General features: G+C 43.7%; 4 protein-coding genes and 1 tRNA gene. 3 read left to right on the forward strand and 2 right to left on the reverse strand.

The features are described from left to right. From PX481_RS22650 to PX481_RS22660, 3 genes are all read left to right on the forward strand, one after another. Positions 1 to 2,611, forward strand: a 2,611-nt coding sequence (locus tag PX481_RS22650; RefSeq protein ID WP_288096173.1) for a tubulin-like doman-containing protein, incomplete at its 5' end; no start/stop codon positions are given. A gap of 439 nt (positions 2,612 to 3,050) precedes the next feature. Next, complete coding sequence (gene argF / locus PX481_RS22655) at positions 3,051 to 3,977, forward strand: ornithine carbamoyltransferase (protein ID WP_002762401.1); 927 nt, start codon at positions 3,051 to 3,053, stop codon at positions 3,975 to 3,977. A gap of 132 nt (positions 3,978 to 4,109) precedes the next feature. Next, positions 4,110 to 4,535 (forward strand): hypothetical protein, encoded by a 426-nt coding sequence (locus tag PX481_RS22660; protein ID WP_002762400.1) that lies wholly within the window; start codon positions 4,110 to 4,112, stop codon positions 4,533 to 4,535. Between the two features lie 269 nt (positions 4,536 to 4,804). Here PX481_RS22660 and malQ read toward each other — a convergent pair whose 3' ends face one another. Then, a complete protein-coding gene (malQ, locus tag PX481_RS22665) occupies positions 4,805 to 6,307 on the reverse strand; it encodes a 4-alpha-glucanotransferase (RefSeq protein WP_288096176.1) in 1,503 nt (500 codons plus the stop codon). Positions 6,308 to 6,462: 155 nt separating this feature from the next. After that, a tRNA-Gly gene (locus PX481_RS22670) sits at positions 6,463 to 6,533 on the reverse strand. Positions 6,534 to 6,564 lie beyond the last annotated feature (31 nt).

Genomic DNA, 6,564 nt, shown 5'->3' on the forward strand with positions numbered 1-6,564 from the left:
AGCATTTGCGGGGATTAGTGTCGGCGATCGAGTTTTGGCTAATGGTTACGCTGCCCTGATGGAATTAAATTACTTTTCTGACTACAGAACCGAATATCATCAACAGTTTAGCAGCGGTTTAGTCGATGAAGTGGTTAGTAAATTACCCCCCTTTGACTTTACCTATTTAGTGGGGACAAAAAACGGAGAAGGTGATTTTAAACTCGGTCAAATTAGGGAAATGATCGCCCAAAATATTTTTCTAGATATGACCTCTGATTTTGCCCCTCATAAGCGTTCCATTAGAGATAATATTAAGGGTTCTTGGGCACAAGCTGACCCAGGGGGTCGCGGTTATCCTAAGCAATTTATGAGTTTTGGACTATCAACTATTGAAATTCCTATTGCCCAAATTCGTGCCTCCTTATCGGAACGTTTAGCCAAAGATTTAATTAATTGGTGGCTGAATGATTCCGTGATTTTACCCGCTCAAATGTTGGACTTAGTAAGAGGTGATATCCTCAAAAAAATGCGCTTGAGCGAAGGGGAATTAATTATGGATTTATGTGCCGACAAGGATCGCTCTTTAATTGCCATAATCTCCCAATGGACTAACGAAACTCGTCAGGAAATCAATCAAGATAATTGGCTCTCTTGTACCAAACAGGGTGTTAATATTTTAGGCAATGAACAGGGTAAAATTCTGCAATTTATTAATGATTATTTGACACCAAGAGTCGAGGAATTTAAACGCAATCATTTACTAGAATTGAGTCCCGATGAACGGCTGCACGGCGATTACCTGAAAAAGATTTATAGTAATCGGGATGAAATTATTCAACGGGGTAAAAAGTCCCTGGAAATAGAGTTTTATAATATCCTTGAGGATCGGAACCGTGGGGTAAAATTTGCCGAGAGTTTTATTGTTTTAGTACGACAAATCTTCACCGACATAGCGGAAAAATTCCGTCGCGATCAAGAACAGGTTTGGAGTCAAAACGAAAGTAAACGTCAACGAGAATATGATACAGCCTTAGCAGAAATTAATGATCTGAAAGATAAAATTCACATCTCGAAAAAAGATAAGATGGAACAATATTGTGAACAAGCTTTAACGGGATTGGAAGGCTATTTAATGGCCAATATTCAACGAAAAACCAGAGGTGCAGGAGTAGAGGTTATTAATCGTTTACTGGAACATCTTAATCAATTAGAAAGCCGTTTTAATCGCTTTCGTCAGAAATTAATTCAAAGTCGCGATCTATTTAATCTCCAAGCTAACCAACAGATTGATAGTGCCGATGCTTTGTTAATTAATGGGATTAAATTATTTGACAGACAAGAATTAAATGGTCTTTATCAAGACTTTATCGAACAATTTGCCTCCGGGATTGTCGGTAACAAAAACGCCTACGATACGGGTATGGATAACCTTTGTTTACCCCTCTCAGAAGAGATTTTAAAGCAATCTAGCCTCCTCTGGAAAGAAACGCGCCGCGCTGATGAAAATATGCGTTTATTTGACATAACCGAGATTGCCGATATTCGTCAAGGTGATTTTCAAAAAGTTATCCTAAACCAAGCTAATCAACTCCTACAAAATGCTCCTGCTAGTAGTCGCATTCAGCAGGAATTAGCCGCTTGCGATCGCTTGTTAAAAATCTATAACAACGATGCCGATATTATCAATAATCTTCGCATTGCCTACCAAAAATCGCGACCCCTAATTATGCTTAATCCTGCGGTTTTGCGGGGAAAAGATGCGGGTTTTACACCCCAATTAAATCAAAATATTGCCCTGATTGGAGGAAGAAATACCAGTAACCCGGCAGCCCAAAAAATTATTCCGAAACTGCGGGAATTTATCCCCAACGAAGACGATATTAAACCCTTGGGAGAAGTGGAAAAACATCGTCTTGTCTTCGTGCAGGAAATTGGCGGTTTTTCCCTGCGCTGTCTCGATGGAATGCGAGAACTGCGGCAATCCTATCAAGACTGGAAAGGAGAATTTATTCTCGCTAAACGCGCCCAACAAATGGGGGAAAATCGCGATTTACCTATCCCCGTGCATATCCAAAAGGAACCTCCTTTCTGGGATGTTTTTCCCGAAGATCCGAGTATTTATCAATTGGTGGTGACGTCCCGGGCTTTAAAAGTGCTTTTTCCAGAAGTCAATCGAGTCACTAATGAGAAAACAATTCGCTATGAAATTAAAACCGCAACGGGATTAAAAAAAGTCGATATCGCCACCAGTTGGGAAGATGCGGTACAGGTGTTAGAAGTAAAAGCTTGTCGCGAAGATAAGGAAAAAATTCAAAGTCAGGTGACAGCTAAGTTACAGGATTCGGCCACTCCGGAGAAAAAACAAGCTTTGTATCGGAATTTTATCGAATATTTACAACAACGTTCCGAGGAGTTGACAGGAGGAAAAGATAATACAGAATATAAACGGGAAGATGCAGTTATTTTGCAGTTAATCCATAACTATAAGTTGGATAGCGGTGGAGAAATTCCTCTTTCTCCGGTGACGGAAGTGGCTAACCCAGCTTTAATTATCTGCGGTAATTGTGGACACAAAAACCCGCCTTCGTCTAATTTTTGTTCTAAGTGTGGGGCAAAATTAGTTAAGTAGAAATTAGATTTTGGGTTTGATCCCCCCTGCCCCCCTTGATAAGGGGGGTGCCGATAGGCGGGGAGAGCCACCTTGATAAGGGGGGTGCCGATAGGCGGGGGGATCTACCTTGATAAGGGGGGTGCCGATAGGCGGGGGGAGCCACCTTGATAAGGGGGATGCCGATAGGCGGGGGGAGCCACCTTGATAAGGGGGGTGCCGATAGGCGGGGAGAGCCACCTTGATAAGGGGGGAATCTGACAATTTTTAACACCTACCTAATTTAACGGAAAAAGTGGGGGTGTTAGCTGGACTAACATCCCCCAAAATGAAAATTTTCGGGAAAAATTGCCTAATAGCGAAAAAACTGGATTATAATAAGGTCTTTACTCAAGATTTTTGCTAACCGCTAACTGCCATAAAAGCCAATCAAAACCCCTGTTTATCGAGAGAAAAACCAATGGTAGCCACTTTAAAAGGACGAGATGTTTTAAGAATAACCGACATGAGTAGCGAAGAAATCAGCGCCCTACTCAATCTATCGGCACAGCTTAAAGCTGGCACTCTTAACCCTAGCTGCAAAAAAGTCTTAGGATTGCTATTTTATAAAGCCTCCACCCGGACCCGGGTTTCCTTTACCGTCGCTATGTACCAGTTAGGGGGACAGGTGATCGATCTTAATCCCAGTGTAACCCAAGTGGGGCGCGGGGAACCCTTAGCAGATACAGCCCGGGTACTCGATCGCTATCTCGATATTCTCGCGGTTCGCACCTTTAAACAAGAGGATTTAGAAGCTTTTGCTAATTATTCCCGCATCCCGATTATCAACGCTTTAACGGATTTAGAACATCCCTGTCAGATATTAGCCGATTTACAGACTATCCAAGAGACTTTTCAGACTTTACGGGGAATTAACCTCACCTATGTGGGGGATGGTAATAATGTCGCTAATTCTCTCCTCTTGGGTGGCGCTTTGATGGGGTTAAATGTGCGGGTTGCTTCCCCCGCAAACTATCAACCGGATGGGGAAATTGTCGCCAGCGCCCAAGCTATTGGCGAGAAAACCGGTAGTAAAATCTTAATTACCGACGATCCCGTTACGGCCGTAAAAGACTCTCAGGTGGTCTATACTGATGTCTGGGCAAGTATGGGACAGGAAAGCCTCGCTGATGCCCGAATTCCCGTTTTTCAGCCCTACCAAGTCAATGAACAGCTAATGAGTCACGCTGACAAAGACGCGATTATTCTCCATTGTTTACCTGCTCACCGCGGCGAAGAAATTACCGACGGGGCGATCGAGGGTGTACAATCAAAAGTCTGGGAGCAAGCGGAAAATCGGATGCACGCCCAAAAAGCTTTAATGGTGAGTTTATTGGGATTAATCTAGCTGCAGATGCTCAGTTACCTAAAATAATTATTAAACTACATAATCAATCATCCTAAGACCTGTCCGACACCGGAAGTTAACGCTAGGATTGATGGTAAGAGCAATAATCAGGGCAGCCTCCACACAAACTATATGTCAGACACCTCCGCAGTTAAAAAATATCTCGCCCATTGGTTTCAATTGGGAAAAAAAGTTATTTGTCCCAAAAACCAAGCTATGCTATTTCCGCTGCCAATTTTCAATGCTGATCGCTATTCGTCGGAGTTTGAAGATTGTTGGCAAAAAATGCTTGATCCTGAAAGTGGCGATTGTTACCTAGAAGGTACTCAACAAACTATCCGAGACTTACTTTCCCCTCAATGGGAATTTCATCCCTGCGCTCGTTGTACTATACCCGTACCAATTGAAGTGGTGGGACAATCGAGTTTATCCTGTCCCTGCCATGATTTGAGTAATTGGCCCAATTTAGAATTACCCTTACCCCATTTACCTGTCAATAGTCGAGAAAATCTCGATCGCATCCGGCAAAGATTGCTAAAAAATTCTCACCCACATTAACCGGACAAAAAGAGACGTTAGGGGTAACGTCTCGACAAAAGGGTTGATATTTAGGGTCTGCTGAATAAATCTAAAAACCTTGTTGGATAAGACTTTTAGACTTTTTTTTCCTCAAAAAGTGCCAGCCGTTGCGGGGATCGGGGGGAAAATTCAGGTACTTTTTCCCTGAAAATTAGGTAATTGACCCCCTCAAAATCGGTAAAACCCCACACCCCACACCCCACACCCCACACCCTGCCCCCAGGAAAAGCTTTTTCAGCAAACCCTATTTAACGATTTCTGCCAAAAAAATTGACTAAATCTCGCAATCTCTCGCTATATTCTCCGGTTAAAGCTTCCTGACGATAGCGCCATGACCAATTCCCTTCTGCGACACTGGGGGTATTCATCCGCGCATCCGATCCTAAACCTAACACATCCTGTAACGGTACGATCGCCTGATTAGCCACGGAACTATAGGCCAGTCGAATCAGATCCCAAGCCACTCCCTGACCACTGGGAGCGCCAAGATATTGATAAAGTCGCGCTTTTTCGTAGTCATTGGCGTTATCTTGAAACCAGCCCACAGTGGTATTATTATCGTGAGTGCCGGTATAAATCACACAGTTGCGTTCGACGTTGAAAGGAAGATAGGGATTACCCGCGTCACCCCCAAAAGCAAAGTGGAGAATCTTCATCCCGGGGAAGGCAAAGTGATCGCGAAAATCTAAGACTGCTTGGTCAATATCGCCCAAATCTTCGGCAATAATCGGCAATTTACCTAAACGAGCGCCAATAGTATTAAAGAGATCATAACCCGGGGCCTTCAGCCAACGACCATTAATGGCGTTTTCCTGGCCAAAAGCCACCGCCCAATAGGCTTCTAATCCGCGAAAATGATCGATACGGATGATATCGACTAGGGAAAGAACCGCTTTTAAACGGCGTACCCACCAGTCAAAGCCCGTATTTTTGAGATAATCCCAGTTATAGAGAGGATTGCCCCATAATTGCCCCGTTTCTGAGAAATAATCCGGGGGAACCCCGGCCACTTCCAAGGGATTACCGGTTTGGGTATCTAGTCGGAAAACCTGCGGATTTGCCCAAACATCGGCGCTATTATGGGAGACATAAATGGGGATATCACCGATAATCTCGATACCGAGGGAGTTAGCATAGCGTTTTAAGGCTAACCACTGCTCAAAAAACTCAAATTGCAGGAATTTGTGCAGAAAAATCTCCTCTTGTAACTCCTGTTTCGGTGTTTCCAACGCACCCCAATGACGTTCGCGAATTTCTGTCGGCCATTCCATCCATGCTTTACCCGGGTAAGCGTGGGATAGGGCCATAAATAGGGCGTAATCCTCTAACCAATCGGCATTGCCAGCACAAAAGCCGGCAAACTGTTTGTAAAGAATTGTGTCAGAACCCTTGACAAAATTGCTCGCCGCCTTTCTAAGTAGGGGAATTTTCCAAGCGATCAATTTATCAAAATCCACTTGATCGAGGGGAAAATCGGGAATATCCTCGAAATCTGCCTCACTAAGCAGGTTTTTTTCCCGAAGAAGATCGAGACTAATCAGGAGATGATTGCCGGCAATGGCACTAAAACTCATGTAGGGAGAGTTACCGTACCCTGTGGGGCCTAAAGGGAGAATTTGCCAGAGTTTTTGACCACTTTGAGCCAAAAAATCGATAAATTGATAGGCTTCCCTACCTAGTTCTCCAATCCCGTAACGGCCGGGGTGACTGGTGGGATGAAGCAAAATACCGCTAGAACGGCTAAAAGCCATGAAAAAACCCCCTTATCAGTGATTCGGTTAGCAGTTATTAAGTGTTTAAAGCTGAATGCTCACTGCTATCTCCAAGCTAACCCGCTCTCGATCGATAAGGGCAATACTTAACAACTTTATTAGACCTATAGGACAAAATGATACACAACAACTTAAGCGGGTGAGGGGAATCGAACCCCTATCATTAGCTTGGAAGGCTAGGGTTTTACCACTAAACTACACCCGCATTTTCTTAGCACTTTCGTTAGCATAACACG

It is taken from the genome of Microcystis sp. M53603_WE2 (assembly GCF_030065435.1).

What these genes read in the sequence shown, in the direction of transcription:
- argF (WP_002762401.1), top strand. Translation starts at nt 3,051, where the DNA reads ATGGTAGCCACTTTAAAAGGACGAGATGTTTTAAGAATAACCGACATG.
- PX481_RS22660 (WP_002762400.1), top strand. Translation starts at nt 4,110, where the DNA reads ATGTCAGACACCTCCGCAGTTAAAAAATATCTCGCCCATTGGTTTCAA.
- malQ (WP_288096176.1), bottom strand. Translation starts at nt 6,307, where the DNA reads ATGGCTTTTAGCCGTTCTAGCGGTATTTTGCTTCATCCCACCAGTCAC.